Origin of the sequence: Streptococcus parasanguinis (assembly GCF_001073155.1) — a bacterium.
In the GTDB taxonomy this organism is placed as follows: Bacteria; Bacillota; Bacilli; order Lactobacillales; family Streptococcaceae; genus Streptococcus; species Streptococcus parasanguinis_D.
Window position 1 is genome coordinate 82,388 of the sequence record NZ_JVEE01000025.1, and the last position, 15,792, is coordinate 98,179.

The 15,792-nt window shown below is 40.8% G+C and carries 16 protein-coding genes; 8 read left to right on the forward strand and 8 right to left on the reverse strand.

Going from position 1 to position 15,792, the window contains the following annotated elements; all coding sequences use genetic code 11:
* The first annotated feature begins 63 nt into the window (after nucleotides 1-63).
* The 6 genes from mvk (at nucleotide 64) to ADH92_RS03530 (ending at nucleotide 6,766) form a co-directional block, all read left to right on the forward strand.
* Nucleotides 64-942, forward strand: a complete 879-nt coding sequence (mvk, locus tag ADH92_RS03505) for a mevalonate kinase (RefSeq protein WP_009731693.1) — start codon at nucleotides 64-66, stop codon at nucleotides 940-942.
* On the forward strand, nucleotides 924-1,874 hold the full coding sequence (gene mvaD / locus ADH92_RS03510) for a diphosphomevalonate decarboxylase (protein WP_049497135.1): 951 nt from the start codon (nucleotides 924-926) through the stop codon (nucleotides 1,872-1,874). Before mvk ends, mvaD begins: the two co-directional genes overlap by 19 nt.
* The gene (locus tag ADH92_RS03515; RefSeq protein ID WP_049497138.1) at nucleotides 1,864-2,871 is read left to right on the forward strand and encodes a phosphomevalonate kinase; all 1,008 of its coding nucleotides are present in this window, start codon (nucleotides 1,864-1,866) and stop codon (nucleotides 2,869-2,871) included. Before mvaD ends, ADH92_RS03515 begins: the two co-directional genes overlap by 11 nt.
* On the forward strand, nucleotides 2,868-3,872 hold the full coding sequence (gene fni / locus ADH92_RS03520; RefSeq protein ID WP_049497140.1) for a type 2 isopentenyl-diphosphate Delta-isomerase: 1,005 nt from the start codon (nucleotides 2,868-2,870) through the stop codon (nucleotides 3,870-3,872). The genes ADH92_RS03515 and fni overlap by 4 nt, the downstream gene beginning before the upstream one ends.
* A gap of 412 nt (nucleotides 3,873-4,284) precedes the next feature.
* Complete coding sequence (locus ADH92_RS03525) at nucleotides 4,285-5,946, forward strand: C69 family dipeptidase (protein WP_049497142.1); 1,662 nt, start codon at nucleotides 4,285-4,287, stop codon at nucleotides 5,944-5,946.
* A complete protein-coding gene (locus ADH92_RS03530; RefSeq protein WP_049497145.1) occupies nucleotides 5,939-6,766 on the forward strand; it encodes a PrsW family glutamic-type intramembrane protease in 828 nt (275 codons plus the stop codon). Before ADH92_RS03525 ends, ADH92_RS03530 begins: the two co-directional genes overlap by 8 nt.
* Nucleotides 6,767-7,071: 305 nt before the next feature.
* On the opposite strand, the gene ADH92_RS03535 is transcribed toward ADH92_RS03530, so the two are convergent.
* The 4 genes from ADH92_RS03535 to ADH92_RS03550 all read right to left on the reverse strand — a co-directional run bounded on the left by ADH92_RS03535 (nucleotide 7,072) and on the right by ADH92_RS03550 (nucleotide 10,791).
* Nucleotides 7,072-8,334, reverse strand: coding sequence for a hydroxymethylglutaryl-CoA reductase, degradative (locus ADH92_RS03535; RefSeq protein ID WP_049497148.1), 1,263 nt, complete (start codon nucleotides 8,332-8,334; stop codon nucleotides 7,072-7,074).
* A complete protein-coding gene (locus ADH92_RS03540) occupies nucleotides 8,334-9,506 on the reverse strand; it encodes a hydroxymethylglutaryl-CoA synthase (RefSeq protein WP_049497149.1) in 1,173 nt (390 codons plus the stop codon). The genes ADH92_RS03535 and ADH92_RS03540 overlap by 1 nt, the downstream gene beginning before the upstream one ends.
* Before the next feature lie 179 nt (nucleotides 9,507-9,685).
* Nucleotides 9,686-9,922, reverse strand: a complete 237-nt coding sequence (locus ADH92_RS03545; protein ID WP_021153888.1) for a hypothetical protein — start codon at nucleotides 9,920-9,922, stop codon at nucleotides 9,686-9,688.
* A 248-nt stretch (nucleotides 9,923-10,170) separates the two neighbouring features.
* Nucleotides 10,171-10,791 (reverse strand): tetratricopeptide repeat protein, encoded by a 621-nt coding sequence (locus ADH92_RS03550; RefSeq protein ID WP_031576295.1) that lies wholly within the window; start codon nucleotides 10,789-10,791, stop codon nucleotides 10,171-10,173.
* Nucleotides 10,792-11,450: 659 nt separating this feature from the next.
* On the opposite strand from ADH92_RS03550, the gene ADH92_RS03555 reads away from it, so the two are divergent.
* Nucleotides 11,451-12,764, forward strand: coding sequence for an MFS transporter (locus ADH92_RS03555; protein ID WP_049497152.1), 1,314 nt, complete (start codon nucleotides 11,451-11,453; stop codon nucleotides 12,762-12,764).
* 70 nt (nucleotides 12,765-12,834) lie between these two features.
* Here ADH92_RS03555 and ADH92_RS11260 read toward each other — a convergent pair whose 3' ends face one another.
* Nucleotides 12,835-13,008, reverse strand: a complete 174-nt coding sequence (locus tag ADH92_RS11260) for a hypothetical protein (RefSeq protein ID WP_173018706.1) — start codon at nucleotides 13,006-13,008, stop codon at nucleotides 12,835-12,837.
* Nucleotides 13,009-13,088: 80 nt separating this feature from the next.
* Between ADH92_RS11260 and ADH92_RS11360 the strand changes: the two genes are divergently transcribed.
* On the forward strand, nucleotides 13,089-13,295 hold the full coding sequence (locus ADH92_RS11360) for a hypothetical protein (protein ID WP_037608378.1): 207 nt from the start codon (nucleotides 13,089-13,091) through the stop codon (nucleotides 13,293-13,295).
* 182 nt (nucleotides 13,296-13,477) lie between these two features.
* On the opposite strand, the gene ADH92_RS11365 is transcribed toward ADH92_RS11360, so the two are convergent.
* The 3 genes from ADH92_RS11365 to ADH92_RS03575 all read right to left on the reverse strand — a co-directional run bounded on the left by ADH92_RS11365 (nucleotide 13,478) and on the right by ADH92_RS03575 (nucleotide 15,701).
* Complete coding sequence (locus ADH92_RS11365) at nucleotides 13,478-13,795, reverse strand: hypothetical protein (protein ID WP_239681844.1); 318 nt, start codon at nucleotides 13,793-13,795, stop codon at nucleotides 13,478-13,480.
* A 675-nt stretch (nucleotides 13,796-14,470) separates the two neighbouring features.
* Nucleotides 14,471-14,938 carry a threonine/serine exporter family protein gene (locus tag ADH92_RS03570; protein ID WP_003005049.1) on the reverse strand — a complete coding sequence of 156 codons (468 nt, stop codon included), beginning with the start codon at nucleotides 14,936-14,938 and terminating at the stop codon, nucleotides 14,471-14,473.
* 4 nt (nucleotides 14,939-14,942) lie between these two features.
* Nucleotides 14,943-15,701, reverse strand: a complete 759-nt coding sequence (locus ADH92_RS03575) for a threonine/serine exporter family protein (RefSeq protein WP_049497155.1) — start codon at nucleotides 15,699-15,701, stop codon at nucleotides 14,943-14,945.
* Nucleotides 15,702-15,792: the final 91 nt, after the last annotated feature.

Below are 15,792 nucleotides of genomic sequence, written 5' to 3' on the forward strand. Positions count from 1 at the left end.
AAGCATCGCTTTTTTGGCTGATTTATATTAAAATAGTAATGACCTTAGTAGAGCGAGATGAATATGCATAAAGAGATAGGCGTCGGAAAGGCGCATAGTAAAATTATCTTAATTGGAGAGCATGCGGTGGTTTATGGTTATCCGGCTATTGCCCTGCCACTCCATCATATCGAAGTGATCTGCCAGATCATCCCGGCAGACAGTCCATGGATTTTGTTTGAAGATGACACATTGTCCATGGCGGTTTTTGCGTCTCTTGAGCACCTCGGGATTCGTGAGGCCCGGATTCGCTGTCGGATTCAGTCTATGGTACCGGAAAAACGGGGGATGGGGTCCTCTGCGGCGGTCAGTATCGCAGCTATTCGTGCAGTTTTTGACTATTATCAAGAGGAGCTGGACGATGAGACCTTAGAAATCCTGGTCAATCGAGCAGAAACCATTGCCCATATGAATCCAAGCGGTCTGGATGCCAAGACTTGTCTGAGCGATCAAGCCATTAAATTCATCCGGAATGTCGGCTTTTACCCGCTGGAGCTGGGTATAAAAGCGAGTTTGGTGATTGCGGATACGGGGATTCACGGCAATACCCGTGAGGCGATTCAAAAGGTTGAAGCTAAAGGGCAGGAAGTTTTGTCCCATTTCCATGAGATTGGTCAGTTGACCCAGCAGGTAGAAGCGGCTCTGAAAGAAAAAGATCTCATTGGCCTTGGGCAGGCTCTTACAGCTTGTCATGACCACTTGAGAGCCGTTGGTGTCAGCTGTAAAGAAGCAGATCACCTGGTCGCCGTTGCCCTTGAAAATGGGGCCTTAGGGGCTAAAATGAGTGGGGGCGGTCTTGGAGGCTGTGTGATTGCCCTCGTCAAGGATTCTCGTGAAGCAGAAACCATTGCCCATGCATTAGAAAAAGAAGGAGCGCACCATACATGGATCGAAAACCTGTAAATGCTAAGTCCTATGCCAATATCGCGATTATCAAATACTGGGGAAAAGAAGATGCCAAACAGATGGTCCCTTCGACCAGTTCAATTTCGTTGACCTTAGAGAATATGTATACAGAGACCAGTCTCTCTCCCTTGCCAGCAGATGCGACTGCGCATGAATTTTACATCGATGGGGAATTCCAAAATCCAGCTGAGCAAGCCAAAATTGGAGCTGTGATTGATGGCTTGAAGCCAGCAGATGAAGCAGGATTTGTTCGGGTGGATACCAGCAACAACATGCCAACCGCCGCAGGCTTGTCCTCTAGCTCGAGCGGGCTCTCTGCTCTCGTCAAGGCTTGTAATCGGTACTATGATTTGGGCTTGACCCAGGAGGAATTAGCTCAAAAAGCCAAGTTTGCTTCGGGCTCTTCTTCGCGGTCTTTCTTTGGCCCTTTAGCAGCCTGGGACAAAGAAAGTGGAGAAATTTATAAGGTCCAAACAGACCTAAAACTCGCGATGATCATGCTGGTCCTCAATGACAAGCAAAAGCCTGTTTCCAGCCGCGAAGGGATGAAACGCTGCATGGAGACTTCGACTAATTTCAAAGAATGGATCGAAGAGTCTCGACAAGATTATAAGGACATGCTGGGCTATCTAGTTGCCAATGATTTTGAACGGGTCGGTCATCTGACAGAGCGCAATGCCCTTGCTATGCATGCGACGACTAGAACAGCCACTCCAGCTTTTAGCTACTTGACAGAAGAAAGCCATAAAGCTATGGACTTTGTCCGTGAGCTTCGCGCTGCAGGCCATGCTTGTTACTTTACTATGGATGCAGGGCCGAATGTTAAGGTTCTCTGTTTAGAAGAAGACTTGGATCAGCTGGTACCTTTATTTGATGCCCGCTATCGGACCATCGTATCTAAGACAAAGGACCCTCAAGATGAAGACTAAGTATCAGGTACAGACTGGAGGCAAGCTCTATCTAGCTGGAGAATACGCAGTGCTAACGCCTGGCTATGGAGCCGTGATTCAGTTTATTCCCATTTATCTGTCAGCTACTATCCAAGAATCTAGAAGCTATCAGCTAGTCTCAGATCTCTTTGGTTACCAGGTGGATTTGACCCCAAATAAGGACTACGCCTTGATTCAAGAGACCATTCAGCTCATGGAAAAGTGGCTGAAAGATCAGGGGATAGCCCCTAAACCGTTTGATCTTCACCTAAGAGGGACGTTGGGCGAAGAGAGGAAAAAGTATGGGATTGGTTCCAGCGGAAGTGTGGTCTTGCTCGTGATCAAGGCCGTGGCCGCTCTGTATGAACTAGACCTACATCCGGACCTGCTCTTTCGACTAGCAGCAGTGGTCTTGGTGCAAAGAGGGGACAATGGTTCCATGGGTGATTTGGCTTGTATTGCCTACGAGGACTTGATTTATTACCAATCCTTTGATCGGGCTTGGTTGCATGAAGTCTTGACTTCCCAGCCCCTCTCACAAGTTTTAGACCTGGATTGGAACTATCAGATCCGAGTGATCCAGCCAGCCGTCTCTTATGATTTTCTGGTTGGTTGGACTAAGGAACCAGCGATTTCAAGTGATTTGATCCGCCAGGTCAAGGGGGCGATCAATGAAGGCTTTCTCAAGGAGAGTCAGACTGCAGTGAAAAATCTTGAAAAAGGCCTCCGTGAAGGAAACCAAAGGGAGATCGAGGCCAGTATCCAACGTGCAGATCAGAACCTTAAATCCTTAAACCATCTGATCTATACCCCGGCTCTAAAAGTCCTGCAAGAAGCGACAGAGGGTCTTTCTGCCTGTGCCAAATCTAGTGGTGCTGGAGGAGGCGACTGTGGAATCGCCCTTAGTTTTGACCCAGTTGAGACTCAGACCTTGATAGATCGCTGGAAGGATAAGAATATTGAAGTCATTTACCAAGAAAGGATGGGAGATTCGTGAGCGAAAATCGAAAAGACCAGCATATTCGCTATGCCTTGGAGCAAAGCTCCTCCTATAATAGCTTTGATGAGATCGAGCTGATTCACCGATCCCTCCCCCTTGTGGATCTAGCGGAGATTGATTTGACAACCCATTTCGCAGGGCGTGATTGGGAGGTCCCTTTTTATATCAATGCCATGACAGGCGGGAGTAAACGGGCCAAAGAGATCAATCAAAAGTTGGCAGCGGTAGCCGAAGCTTGTGGGATTCTCTTTGTGACCGGCTCTTACAGTGCAGCACTGAAGGATCCGAGCGATCAATCGTATGCAGTCAAAAAAGACCATCCTCATCTTCTTTTAGCAACCAACATTGGCATCGATAAAGAGCCAGATCTGGGCTTGCGAACAGTGGAAGAGCTACAACCTCTCTTTCTTCAAGTCCATGTGAATCTGATGCAAGAGTTGCTCATGCCTGAAGGGGAGCGGATTTTCCACACTTGGAAAGACCATCTCAAGAGCTATGGGCAGGGCTTTCCTGTACCTGTAGTCCTGAAAGAAGTCGGCTTTGGTATAGATCCCAAAACAGTTCAGGCAGCGCTAGATGCTGGAATTAAAACCGTCGATATTTCTGGCCGTGGTGGCACTAGTTTTGCCTATATTGAGAATCGTCGTGGTGGCAATCGCGCTTATCTGGATGATTGGGGACAATCAACTGCGCAGTGTCTCTTACAGTTACAGGATCAGATGGATCAGGTTGAGGTCCTTGCTAGTGGTGGCATCCGTCATCCTCTTGATATGGTCAAGGCCTTGGTCCTTGGAGCACGTGGCGTAGGACTATCCCGCGTTTTTCTTGAGATGGTAGAGACTAAGAGCATTGAAGAAGTGATCGTCCTTGTCCAAGGCTGGAAAGAAGATCTCAGATTGCTCCTATGTGCGCTCGGTTGTCAGAACCTGAAAGAGCTCCGTGAAGTCGACTATCTCCTCTATGGAAAATTGTGGCAAGCGAAGCAACAGAGAAAATGAAGAAAAATCATTTTAGAAACTTTCCTTAGGTGAGTACGGACGTCAGCGAACTTCTACGAAGTTCCATGACTTAGTTTTGAACCTAAGGTTTCAAAACTCCCGAGTGCCTGAAACAAAAACGTTTCAGGCACTTTTCTCACGGCGGAAAGTTTTCGTATATTATGATTCATTTTGAAAATTAGAACTCTTTTATAGTTCTTTGAAGAATCACTTAACTTATTTTACTTAAAAATTAGTTCCTATTCGTTTAGGATTGGCAAAATATGCCAATTCTTTCTTTTTTTTGAAAAAGTGTTTCCCTCAAAAATTCTGATAGTTTACGAATCGTTTACGGTTGCTGGAATCGCTTGCAAAACAGGCTTGTAAAAGAGTATACTAAATAAGGAAAAACATTTTTAAAAAGGAGTTTAGGATGAAGAAGCACTATTTTCGATCAGCTGTAGCAGCCTTGCTTCCGCTTTTGTTGATTGCTCAACCTGTTGAGGCTTGTACAGGGTTCATCATCGGGAAGAAACTGACTGCCGACGGTTCGACCTTGGTAGGGCGTACCGAAGATTTAGAGCCCAACCATAATAAAAATTTTGTGGTCAGAGAGCGTGTCTACAATAAAAAAGGAGCCATCTTTGAAGATGCTGCCAACGGTTTTCAATATCCCTTGCCAGAGATTAGCTATAAGTATACAGCGGTTCCAGATGTCACCCCTGATCAGGGGATTTTTGACGAAGCAGGATTCAACGAATATGGGGTTTCCATTTCTGCCACTGTATCTGCTTCAGCAAATGATAAGATCCAAAAAGTGGATCCCTATGTTAAGGATGGCCTCGCAGAATCGGGCTTGACCAGTATCGTTCTCCCTAGTGTGAAAACCGCAAGAGAAGGGGTTGAACTCATTGCTAAAATCGTCGAAGAAAAAGGCGCTGCAGAAGGAAATATTGTGACCATTGCCGATAAAGAAGGCGTCTGGTATATGGAAATCCTATCTGGCCATCAATATGCAGCGATTCTCTTCCCAGAGGATCGATTTGCGGTCTTTCCAAATACTTTCTTCTTAGGACATGTCGATCTATCGGATACCGAACGCACGATCGCTTCAAAAGATCTTGAAAAAGTCGCCAAAGAAGCCAATAGCTATAAGGAAGTGGACGGAAAATTCCACGTTTCTCAATCCTATAATCCGCCTTTGCAAGAGGCAGATCGCTCTCGGGTTTGGTCGGGAATCAAATCGCTAGACCCAAGCTCTGCTGTTAAATATGACGATGCGTCCTTTGACCTTCTTCATACAACCGATCGAAAATTAACCCTCCGCGATGCCATGAATCTCCAACGCAATCGTTTGGAAGGAACCAAATATAAACCACAGGATCAAATGGAGCTGGATGGAAAAGGCATTCCGAAAAAAGGAGAGTTTGATGCGGTTTATAAATACCCTATTTCTAATCCAAATGTCATGGAGGCCCATATTTTCCAACTGAAAGATGAGGTCCCAGCGAGTGCGGGTGGAGGCACCATGTGGCTGTCGATGGGCAGTCCACGAAATGCTCCATACTTACCGTACTATGGCAATATTCTCAACACCTATCAAGCCTACCAAGAATTAGGGGATCATTACAATGATCGCTCTTGGTATTGGACCATTTCAAGAATCAATGACCTTGTGGCCAAGTATCCAGATTTATTCGAAGATGGGGCGATTCGTACTGAAATGGAACGATTGGAGTCTCAGTGGATGGTTGAACAAGATCTGAGTGATCAGGAACAAATCGCCCTTGCTTCTCAGCCTGAAGAAGCTAGTAAGAAGGCAACAGAGGAAAGCTTGGCGAGAGCTGAGAAAACCTTTGAACGCTTGCAAGAAATCAGAAAAGAAGCAGAACAAAAGGTAGCAGATGAACACGGAAAAAGTGCTCTGCAAGATCTAGATGACGAAGAAGATGCTACTTATGAAGAGAAGATTGATCTCGTTGAATTTGACTATGATTACATTCTAGCAGCAGGCTTGTTCGGGGCAACCCTTCTAGCGATTGTGATCTACCTGATTCGCTCAAAGAAACAAAAGGGAGGAAAACAAGATGACTAAAATTCAAAGAGCCTCTATCTATCTTTTTCTACTGTTGGCAGGAATTGGCTTAGAGTTTGAACTCGGTCATCTTTCTCAACAAGAATTTAGCCAGTCTGCAGGCAGAGACTTGGTCTTAAACTTGTCTGTCTTAGCTGCTATTATTATCCCGCTCTATCTCTTTTCAAAACGATTTGGCAAGCAGTTGTCCGTACCAACCTACATCCTATGGATTGCCATGTTTGGAGGAGCCTTCGTAGCAGGCTGGTTGAGCTTTTCAGGCAATAGCTTGATTGATATTATGAATAGCCATGTGATCAAGGATGCCACTGTCTTTAACAAGTGGACGGATGCTTTGACAGCTCCATTTTCAGAAGAATTCTTTAAGGCCCTGGTTGCCTTTTGGGTAGTCTTGATGGTTGGCAAAAAAGATCTGAAATCGATTCTAATTGCCGGCTTGGGTTCTGGCTTTGGTTTTCAGATCATTGAGGATTTAGGGTACGTTGCCCGCCAAACAAAAACCAGCCAATTAGCCGCGGTTACTGAGGCCATTAACCGTATCTCTGGTGGATTAGCTTCACATGCCCTCTATACAGCTGTTGTATCCGTTGGTGTCTTCCTCTTGTTGTCTCAAGTGACCCAGCAAAAGGAGAAACTCTTTGGACTTTGGTGTGTTGTCTCGACAGTAGCCAATCACTTCTTATGGAACTCTCCGTTTTATGAAACAGACCATCGGATTAATCTTCTCGTCGGACTGCTCTTTGCCGTCCAAGTAGGGACCTTTATCGAAGTGGTGCTCTATACCAAGAAACATCCCGAGTTGCCATTTTTAAAACAATAAGAAATTTTTTCAAACACAAAAGAACTAAGACGTGTGTCTTAGTTCTCAAAGTGAAGAAAAGTCATCTTAGAAATTTTCCTTAGGTGAGTACGGACGTCAGCGAACTTCGAAGAAGTCCCATGACTAATTATTGAGCCTAAGGTCTCAATAATTCCGAGTGCTAGAAACAAAAGTGTTTCTAGCACTTTTCTCACGGCGGAAAGTTTCATTATATTCTCGATTCATTTAAAAAATTAGAACTTATTTTTATTTCTTTGCAGGATCACTTGACTTAATTTACTAAAGAATTAGCTTGTCTTAGTTCTTTATTTTCTCAATTCTTGTAAGAGTGTTTGTGCCTTCTCTAAGTTAAAGGGTTTGTTTTCAAGGAGTTGGCTGACCAATCGGGGAACTTCCTCTTCCTTAGCTCCTGCTAGAAGGGCTAGGGAGCGTGCTTGGAGTTTCATATGTCCTGCTTGGATCCCTGTGGTGACAAGGGCTTTGAGGGCTGCGAAATTCTGCGCCAAACCGAGCGAAGCGATGATACCTGCTAATTCAATAGCAGAAGGCTCTCCTAGCAAGCGGTGGCTGACTTGAACCGTTGGGTTGAGGCCAATCGAGCCTCCTTTTGTCGCAACCGGCATTGGTAGGGTGATCTCTCCATAGAGTTTTTTCTCTTCCGGATGACTTGTCCAGTGACTCAAACCCTTGTAAGAACCATTTTGTGCAGCATAGGCATGGGCTCCTGCTTCGATGGCCCGCCAGTCATTGCCTGTCGCAAGGACTAGGGCATCAATCCCGTTAAAAATTCCCTTGTTATGAGTAGCCGCACGGTAAGGATCCACTTGAGCCAGTTGGCTGGCTAACTCCATCCGGTGGGCAATCTCAATGGCTTCCTCAGGATTTCGACTCAGTGCTTTAAAATCGATGGCACACCGTGCACTCACCAAAGAGCGAGTGGCCAAGTTGGATAAAATTGCCATCAAGGCCTGACCACCAGAGAGTTCCTGGATGCGATCGGTCAGAGCTTCTAACATGGTATTGAGCATATTGGCTCCCATGGCTTCTTTGGGATCGACAGCCAAGTAGACAATAAGAAAGTCCCCCTTGTTTTCGACCCAAAGATCTCTCGCTCCACCTCCACGCTTGACGATCGAAGGATAGGCTTCATTAGCCAGCTGAAGAAGGCTTTCCTTGTCTTCTAGGATGCGTCTGCTAGCAACTTCTACGTCTTCAACATCCGTCAGGGCAATCTCACCGATCATTTGGCGCTGGTGCACCTGGGTGGTGAAGCCGCCTGAACGTTGGATGAGCTTGGCTGCAAAGCTGGCAGCCGCAACCACGGATGGTTCTTCTGTGACCATGGGAAGGACATAGTCACGACCATTGATCAGGAAATAAGGAGCAAGGCTAAAAGGCAAGTCAAAAGTCGACAAGACATTTTCCGTCAATTGATCTGCAATAGAAAGGGGAAGTCCCTTTTGTTCTTTTAAGATCTGTGCTTCATCCCAAGTTAAGAGGCCTTCCTTCAGTAAGGCCTCTATGCGTTCTGTGGGCGAAAGTTTTGCAAAACCTGGTAATCGTGCCATTATTTTTCTACTTTCTGGTAAGTGCGTTGGTGTTCCTTGATCTCTGTCAAAGCAAAAGTTTGATGCGTAGCAGGCTCAAACACTTGATTGCCACTAGGGTCTAGATCTACTTCCTCATAAAAGAGTCGTTCGTAGTCAGCAACACTAAGAACCGTACGTTGGTCCAGTTTTTCCATGCGTTTGTGATCTAAGAGTTGCTCAAAACCAGGAACAAGGTTGGCACTAAAGATCTCAGAAACCGCTCCACTTCCATAGCTAAAGAGGGCGATTCGGTCTCCAGCTTTGAGTTGGGGGTCATTTTCCAGTAGTGACAGCAAGCCTAGGAAAAGAGATCCAGTGTAGATATTTCCCACGCGTTGGCTGTATAGAATCGATTGATCAAAGTTGTATTGTAATTGATCTTTTTTCTCTTCTGACACTGACTTATCCAGGATTTTTTTCAAGCCCTTGAGAGCTAATTTCGGATAAGGCAAGTGGAAGCAGACAGCCGCAAAGTCTGTCAAGGCAAGCCCAGTCCGTTTCTGGTATTCCGCCCAGGTTGTTTTCAGAGAATCTAGATATTGTTGTGTTGAATAAATCCCATTCACGAAGGGAGTTGTCGCATAATTTGGACGCCAAAAATCCATGACATCGCGTGTTTGGGCAACATTATCATCGTTAAAAGATAGAACACGAGGATTTTGGCTGATCAGCATAGCAACCGCTCCGGCTCCCTGTGTTGGTTCTCCAGGAGTTCCAATTCCGTATTTAGCAATGTCACTGGCGATGACCAAGACCTTACTCTGTGGGAATTTTTCAACATGGAGTTTGGCATAATCCAAGGCAGCAGTCGCAGCATAGCAGGCTTCTTTCATCTCAAAAGAGCGGGCGAAAGGCTGGATATCTAGTAAGCCATGGACAAACACAGCCGCAGCCTTACTCTGGTCAATTCCAGATTCTGTCGCAAGAATCACCATGTCGATCGCTTCTTTATCTTCGTCTGTTAAAATATCATCTGCTGCAGTCGCAGCCAATGTGACGATGTCTTCTGTGATCGGTGCAACACTTTGTTCTTTTAAGAGAAGACCCTTGCTCAGTTTTTCAGGATCAGTATCACGAGCAGCGGCCAAATCTTCTAAACGCAAGACATAATGGCTCGTCGCAAAACCAATCTTATCAATCCCAATTGTCATTCTTAACCTCTTTTTTATTTGATATCTACTAGTATATTTCGTTACTATTTTACCATATTTAAGGGTAAAACTCCCTTGAAAAAGCTAGATCAGCAAGGAAATCATTCTCGGGACCGATTTTGCAATGTTTCAAAGAAAAAATAGAAAATCTATAAAAAAAGCCATCCTTAGATGGCTTTTCAACTCTTATCCTTGCTTATTTTTTTAGGATTGCTCATGATTCGTATGAAGAGTTCTTTGCATTTGTCTCTTAGAACTTTTTCGTAGAAGACGATTAAAGCGATGTACACAATCGTAAAGTTCAAGGTCAGATAGAACAAGTCAAATGAATTGCGGGCATAATCAGTTGCTAATAGATAGGAGGAGAGGGTTCCTAGGATCATCCAAGGAAGATACTTGATATACTTGCTTATCATCATACAGCACCTCGCATACTTTAAAGGATTTGTTTTTTCACTATCATTGTATCCCTTTTAAGTAAAAATGCAAGCGATAACACTTAGAGAAATTGAAAAACGAATATTATTTTGCATTAGTTTGAATGGAGAAAAACTATTTTAAGATAAGTGAAGCGATTACTTTAGTAACAAAAAAATTTTTTGAGCTAATCATGTCAATTATGTACTTTATTTAAGCAAACTAATGACAAAATCTAAATGCAAAATCATCGATTAATCAATTCCTCAATTTCCTTTATCCCTTCAAACTCTCCAACACTTTCGAAAAGTTCTATAGCTCGTTTGAAATGTGTGTTGGCTAATCCTTTATCTTCCAAGGCTAAATAAATTTCCCCTAACCCTCTATAGCTACAAGCCTGAGAAATCACATCATCAGTCTCTAAAGATTGTTCCAGTGACAGATTCATGAATGTAAGAGCTTCATCAAGATTGTTTAATTTCAATCTCAAATAGCCTTGTTCGTAGTTATTTATAGCTTTCTTTAGATTATCATTGGGAAAATGCTCTTCAATTATCTTCTCTTCATCTTCAATGAGCTTTAAAGCCTTATGAAAATCACCCTGATCTCTGTAGATCATCGCTAATTGATGTAATCCAATGTGTTCATGTTCTTTATCTTCATTTTGTTGAGCTAATAAAATGTATTTCTCAAAGATACGGGTACACGAGGCATAGTCTTTTTCTGCCAATAATAAATACCCCATCAGATTTAAAAGGCTAAAATCTGTACAGGTATCAATGGAAAAATCTTGTTCAACCAACTTTTTAGCTTCTGATGTTTTTCCCTCCAGAAACAAGTCCCAAGCCACATCAATTTTAGAAACCATCTATTTTCCCCCTTACCTATAAACAACCTTCATAAAATAAAATCACTCAATAAGAATATGCTAAATCCTATCTTTATAAATTTAATCCACTAGGCTAAAGTATAGCAAAAAGCCCAAATAACTACTATTTGGGCAAAATGTTACTTAGTTTCTTTTTAAACGAGCAATGAGTAACTTAATAAGATAAGCTAGAACTACAAGTGCTACTACGCGTGATAATAGATAGAAAATAGAATAAACAAAATAGATTTGCATATCTGCCACCTCCTAAATAAAAGAGATAAGCCATCTTTTCCTCAATATTATTGTACTCCCGTTTGAAAGCGGTGTCAAGTGGTATGATAAATAGTACTAGCACCTATTGTGAATTTAAAACCTATAAAAAGCAAAATAAATCAATCTGTTTCATTTTGAAATCCTTTAACGCTTGTAAAATATATCCTATTTTAGAAGAGGTACGTAAGAAGTTATCAATTTAGATAATATCAAAGCAAGAGAGAAATATAATGAGTAAACATAAATACAATTTTTTTTACATTTTTTATTATACTTTTATTAGTAAAATTGATAAAATCTTAATTAACAAAAATTATGGTTTATCTAATATTCCAATTACCTTACAACACAGGTTGATTGAATAGGATTAGATAACCGAAGCAATGTTGAAACGAATGGAGGGGATTAATATTAAGAATTTAATAAGTGATAAAATGTCTAATAGACAAATCATCAAAGACTTTATTAGTAGTTTTATTAGTTCTTTAAGTGGAAAAGCTTTTAATTTTGCTTTAGGATTAATGTTACTGGACCAAACAAAATCGGCAATGAGTTTTGGAATCAACATGATCATCTATCCTTTAGTCAGTTTGATTTTCTTGGTTCCAATCGGTAATTTAGTAGACCGATACCGTCATAAAAAGATCTTAATTTATAATTTTATCTTTAGGCTTATAATCTTTCTTCTGTTTTATGCTTTTTATTTTTTAACGAATTCATCTACTATCTTATACCTCGTAATCCCGTTTGTCATATTCCACTCTATTACAGTTAATATCAATGATACTTGTTATTCAGCCTCTATCCACGAGTTAGTAAATGATACAAAAATTCAACGATTAAGCTCTGTTACACAAACTGCCATTGCTATCGCAACCATGCTTTCCCCAGCTATTGGAGTCATTCTTTATAATTGGTTAGGCTTCTCAGGCTTTATTCTTATAGAAATCATTGCAAATATCCTTTCTTTAGGTGTCTTACTTACCATGAAATTCTTCTATGAACACGAAGAACAAGAAGTCAAGATTAAACAGAATGAAAAGCATCAACACGGGGTCAAAGAAATTATCCAATTCTTAAAAGAAAATCAGATTGTCAAATATATTATTCTTGTTAGTGTTGTACTGAATTTTTTCTATACTTCCATTAGCATTGGAGTACCATTTGTAGTCAAAGAGCAACTCTTATTAGATAATGCAACAGTAGGTATCTTAGAAACAATGTCTGCAGTTGGAATGTTATTAGCCAGTGTGTCTATGTCGCTACTGCCAGACAAAAAAGAAAACAACACACTTCTCACTAATAGAATTCGCATTCCGCTTTTTCTTCTAACTATCGCTATCATTGGTTTGGGTATTACATTTGCAACTAGTAACACCCAAGTGATTATTTCGTCCGTTGGCGGTTTATTTATGGGAATTATCGCATTCACTCTTGTTATTCTAAATATTGTCGTCATGACCTATCTTCAAAGTAGTATTGAAACAAATTATTTAGGAAGAGTAATGAGTACTTTGTTCACACTAAATACGTCTATCATGCCGATAGGTACCATTGTATTTACTTATCTATTTCAAAAGGACATAAACGGAGGTCTGATATTCATATTTGGAGGTGTTTCTCTCCTGATCTATACCATGATAATGTTACCTCGAATCTATAGAATACTACAAAAAGAACACACTTATTTACATTGAAACAAAAGCAGTACTAAAACGTAAAAGACAAGGATAAAACACCTTGTCTTTTTTTAAAATTCTATTACTATTACTGCCTAAAAACATTAGGTAAATTACTATTAATTACCCTGAGGCCATCGTTTATATATTGACCCAAAACGTCAAATCCGTTATAAATTCCGTTATAAATAAAGAGTCCTAAAATTATAGATGAAATAATAATACTTGCACAAATAAAATATGTACGATTTTTTTCATTCATAAGATAAATCCTCCTTTTTATTTGTATTCGCTTACATTTTATCATATAATACTAATGTAGTAAAGGAAGAAGGTGTTCTTATGCTAAAAAAATATTTTTCAAAATATAAATGGACTGATTTATTTTGGATTCTATTTGTGATTTTGACATGCATCTATATAGGAAACCGTGATTTGCTTCCTCTTAATCATCAAGAATTTTCTCTTCGTGGTAGTTTCTGGGGATTTGTACTTGCATTATATCACTTACTATTCATTGATAAATTTGTTATCTCTAATCGGAAGTAAAACGATACTAGGTAAAAACTCAATTTCAGGAGAAAATAAAGCAAATCTCCCCACAATAAAACGCATAGTATCAAGGTTCTTCAAAACCTAATATTATGCGTTTTTTGATCCTAAAGACTTTTCCCTATTCTTTTTTATTTTGATGTATAGTCCAGATAAAGACAATTCAAATTAGATTACGTCTATCTATTTATTTTATCTTTTATTTGCTTTAATTCCTTTATCTCTTTTAGAATACTAAAAATATAGAAACTAAATAGAACTACAAATAAAACAGATAAAACAAAGAAACCAAACGGAAGTTTTCTTCCCATACCAGCTACTACTCCAAGGGATAAAATACCGATAGCCATTATGCAAATTATGAGGATAAACCACAAGTAAATCATGTAAAACTTATAAAGATAACAAAAGGACTTATTTTTTTGTTTAGGCTTATCCTTCCATTTTAAATAAAAGAAATAAGGTGTATTAATAATTAAAATAAATAAAAATCTCATCTCTAGCACAACTTTTTACTTTCTATTTTGGATTTCCCACAAGATCTCCTAACTTCCAAATACAAAGCCAAAAAGAAATTGTTAGCATGATAAAGAATGTAAGGAACATATTATCGACTAGATTTTTACTCATCAAGCACAGTTCTCTAGCAATGTAAGGAGACACGGGGAACAAAATGCACTGTACTATAGTAATTATTTTTTTCATGATTTATTAATAATACTGTCACATATGATACAGTATACTCCTTTCTAGGAAGATTTCATTTTATCCCTATCTTTATTATAGGCCTACAGCAATTTAGATTCAATTTTTAATATGTGAAAGTAGTTTCAGAATAATTTACAAAACAAAAATAAAGTACACTTTTTAAAGAATGTACTTTATGCTTCTAATTCAGTTGTATCAATGGTTTAGCTTTAGTTTAGTCAATTGTACATAAACTTTTAGTTTTCTTCAAAAAATAAAAATGAGTTCCAATTGTTAAAATGAATCAAGAAAATACAAAAACTTTCCGCCGTGAGAAAAGTGCTAGAAACACTATTGTTTCTAGCACTCGGGAGTTTTGGAACCTTAGGTCCAAAACTAAGTCATGGAACTTCTACGAAGTTCGCTGACGTCCGTGCTCACCTAAGGAAAGTTTTAAGAAGACTTTGTCACCAACATGACAAATGCTAGTTGGCATTGGTCATTTTTCTTTTTTGATGGCGTTGGTAAGAATGGTAGAGTTTCAAGACAACAGAGCCGCTAGCCATCCCGATGGAGATCACCAAGGCCAGAATAACCACCAGGGTCACGCTGGTTACTGCCTGGCGATATTGGCCACTGACAAAGAAGGAAGTGGTTCGATAGGAAATATATCCAGGAACCAAGGGTGCGAGAATGGACAACATAAAGACCACGACAGGCGTCTTGAGAATGATACTTAAAATCTGACTGATACAGGAGCCGACAATGGCTGCGATAAAGGTTGCAACGATAACATTGGTAGGCCCTTTCAGGATATAGTAGAGTAGCCAGATGCCCATACCGAGGATTCCTCCAGGAATCAACATGGAGCGTTGCACATTTAGGACAATTAAAAAGGTGATGATGGCAATCAAACTGGCCACCGCTTGGATTAAAAATTCAGTTAGGTTCATCATTTTATTTCATAAGGACGAGGGCGACCGTTGTACCGGCACCAAGTGCAAGAGTAATGAGGAGAGTCTCAAAGAGTTTGCTCATCCCAGAGTTGAGGTGGTAATTCATCAGATCGCGGACGGCATTGGTCATAGCGATTCCAGGAACGAAGGGCATGACACAGCCTGCGATAATGAGATCGGTATTGGAAGGAAAACCACTATAGCGCGTCCAGATATGGGCCAAAAAACCAAAGACAAAGGCGGCCGCAAAGGCAGTGACAAAAGGAATGCGAACGTATTTCTCAACGACAAGAGAAAAAGCAAAGGCAAAGACAGTCGCAATACCCGCTCCAATCGCATCATAGAAATTTCCTCCAAACATGATGGAGAAGAAAGGCGCACTGAGGGTTGCCGCAATGGTCAACTGGAGATTGGTATAAGGAACGTGCTTCATTTTCAACTCGCTCAGGGCTTGGTAGGCTTGCTCGAGATCGATCTCTCCAGAGACGAGTTGACGAGAGATCTGATTGACATCACAGACCTTTTCAATATTATAATTAGTCCGCAAGATCCGTTTCATGCGCGTGACATTGGCATTCTCAATTGAAAAGAAAATAGCGACTGGCATCGCTAAAACATTACAATCGACGATTCCCTGTGAATGGGCGATCCGGATCATGGTATCTTCGACCCGGTGAATCTCAGAACCGCTCTCTATCAGGAGGGTTCCAGCTAACATCAGGACGTCGATCACTTGGTTGATCTGTTTTGACTCTTCCATAATTTCCTTCTTACTAAATAATCTGTTTCTATTATAGCAAAAAAGGACGAGAGACAGAACTAAAATTTGACAATTCTAGTTTGTTTCTTAT

Coding starts and splice junctions, on each gene's coding strand:
- ADH92_RS11360 (WP_037608378.1), top strand. CDS start 13,089: ATGCTAAAAAAATATTTTTCAAAATATAAATGGACTGATTTATTTTGG.
- ADH92_RS03525 (WP_049497142.1), top strand. CDS start 4,285: ATGAAGAAGCACTATTTTCGATCAGCTGTAGCAGCCTTGCTTCCGCTT.
- ADH92_RS03515 (WP_049497138.1), top strand. CDS start 1,864: ATGAAGACTAAGTATCAGGTACAGACTGGAGGCAAGCTCTATCTAGCT.
- ADH92_RS11260 (WP_173018706.1), bottom strand. CDS start 13,008: ATGAATGAAAAAAATCGTACATATTTTATTTGTGCAAGTATTATTATT.
- ADH92_RS11365 (WP_239681844.1), bottom strand. CDS start 13,795: ATGAGATTTTTATTTATTTTAATTATTAATACACCTTATTTCTTTTAT.
- ADH92_RS03545 (WP_021153888.1), bottom strand. CDS start 9,922: ATGATAAGCAAGTATATCAAGTATCTTCCTTGGATGATCCTAGGAACC.
- ADH92_RS03535 (WP_049497148.1), bottom strand. CDS start 8,334: ATGGCACGATTACCAGGTTTTGCAAAACTTTCGCCCACAGAACGCATA.
- ADH92_RS03530 (WP_049497145.1), top strand. CDS start 5,939: ATGACTAAAATTCAAAGAGCCTCTATCTATCTTTTTCTACTGTTGGCA.
- ADH92_RS03555 (WP_049497152.1), top strand. CDS start 11,451: ATGTTGAAACGAATGGAGGGGATTAATATTAAGAATTTAATAAGTGAT.
- ADH92_RS03570 (WP_003005049.1), bottom strand. CDS start 14,938: ATGAACCTAACTGAATTTTTAATCCAAGCGGTGGCCAGTTTGATTGCC.
- mvk (WP_009731693.1), top strand. CDS start 64: ATGCATAAAGAGATAGGCGTCGGAAAGGCGCATAGTAAAATTATCTTA.
- ADH92_RS03575 (WP_049497155.1), bottom strand. CDS start 15,701: ATGGAAGAGTCAAAACAGATCAACCAAGTGATCGACGTCCTGATGTTA.
- ADH92_RS03540 (WP_049497149.1), bottom strand. CDS start 9,506: ATGACAATTGGGATTGATAAGATTGGTTTTGCGACGAGCCATTATGTC.
- mvaD (WP_049497135.1), top strand. CDS start 924: ATGGATCGAAAACCTGTAAATGCTAAGTCCTATGCCAATATCGCGATT.
- ADH92_RS03550 (WP_031576295.1), bottom strand. CDS start 10,791: ATGGTTTCTAAAATTGATGTGGCTTGGGACTTGTTTCTGGAGGGAAAA.